The 1,665-nt window shown below is 47.5% G+C and carries 1 protein-coding gene; it reads right to left on the bottom strand.

The features are described from left to right. Positions 1-1,276: LysM peptidoglycan-binding domain-containing protein (locus tag WBV27_RS07070; protein WP_424200668.1), on the bottom strand; the 1,276-nt coding region annotated here is incomplete at its 3' end. Positions 1,277-1,665 lie beyond the last annotated feature (389 nt).

The following is a 1,665-nucleotide window of genomic DNA, read 5'->3' as shown; positions in this document are numbered from 1 at the left end:
CGGTTGTCGGCGTAGTTGGAGTCGTCGGCGTTCCGGTACCTGGGATCGTCAACACTTGTCCGACGCTGATCAGATTGGCGTTGGCTATGTTATTGGCGGTAACGATCTGTTGGATCGTCACGCCATACCGCAAGGCGATGGCATAGAGCGTATCCCCGGCTTTGACTGTATAGGCCGTTCCGGTAGTAGGAGTTGTAGGAGTTGTCGGCGTACTTGTTCCAGGTATCGTCAAGACTTGTCCGACGCGAATCAGGTTGGCGTTGGCAATGCCGTTTGCGTTAACGATTGCTTGGACCGTCAAACCATACCGCAAGGCGATGGCATACAGTGTATCTCCGGCTTTGACTGTGTAGGATGTGCCGGTTGTCGGCGTTGTAGGGGTCGTAGGTGTTGTCGGCGTGCCTGTTCCCGGAATCGTCAAGACTTGTCCGACGCGGATAAGGTTGGCATTGGTCAAGCCATTTGCATTAACGATTGCTTGGACCGTCAAACCATACCGCAAGGCGATGGCATAAAGGGTGTCACCCGCTTGGACGGTGTAGTTGGTTCCTGAACCTGTTCCCGGCGTGCTTGTGGTGTTCAATAGTTGTGAAAGGGTCACAAACGAGTAGCCCATCGCACGCAACTGATTGATCATGTTCGGCAATGCGGCAGTCGTTCCGTTGGCGCCGTAGCCGGCATGCAGCAATACGATGGCTCCCGGAACGACGTTGTTGATGACGCGGTTGTAGATGTCATTGGCGGAATTGCCTGTCCAGTCGAGCGAGTCGATTGTCCACTGGAATGTGTAAGTATATCCAGCATTTCCGACAGTTTGCAGGACGGTACTGTTATAGGATCCGAAAGGAGCGCGGAAGAATGGTTTTGTGCTCTTGCCGGTGAGGTTTGCGATGATTGTTTCGGTTCGGTTGAGTTGGTTTGTCATCTCGGTCGTCGATACGGTTGTGAAATCCGGATGATTATAGGAGTGGTTTCCGATATCATGGCCAGCTGCGACAATGTTCTTGATTGCCTGTGGATGATTTTCAGCACCTTGACCAGTGAGGAAGAAAGTGGCTTTTACATTATTGGCTGATAATGTGTTCAGAATTGATTGGATATAATATCCGTCCGATCCATCATCAAACGTTAAGGCAACAACCTTATTGGATGTAGAACCTTGGTAAATAATCTGCGAGGTAGCAGCCAAAGCAGGTGTGGCCGAAAGGGTGAAGAAAAGCAGGAGCGAAAGGATGACTCCGAATAAATGTCTGAACCCCTTTCTTGAGGTGTTCATTTTTATTCCTCTTTTCTATTGCAGTCTGAGCGACACGGTTGACGTGAAAGCGTTGAAAGCCAAGTGCCGATGAATTGTGATTTTGGCAAAAAAATGGACTGACTCAGTTCTTTTCCACACTTACATTTTACCATAAACGTTTGGGCGATGGTATGAAAACGCACGCAAAGGAATAGGGTGTTTAGCCTGGAAATGTCAGGGATTATTCTGAAATTGTTAGGATTTTGCAAAATAAGACTGCTATAGATTGAAAAAAACCGGATTTTTGGTAAAATACTTGAGTGATGGTATTATTATCTTTCATTCATCGGGAAGAAAGCAGGTTGCAAATGTCAACAGATAAAAAAATTAACGAAGAAAATGAAACAACCAACAATAAGATGGTGCAG

Source organism: Trichococcus sp. (assembly GCF_049589555.1).
GTDB lineage: Bacteria > Bacillota > Bacilli > Lactobacillales > Aerococcaceae > Trichococcus.
The sequence above is the reverse complement of the archived record's forward strand: the minus strand, read 5'-3'. Positions and strand labels throughout refer to the sequence as shown.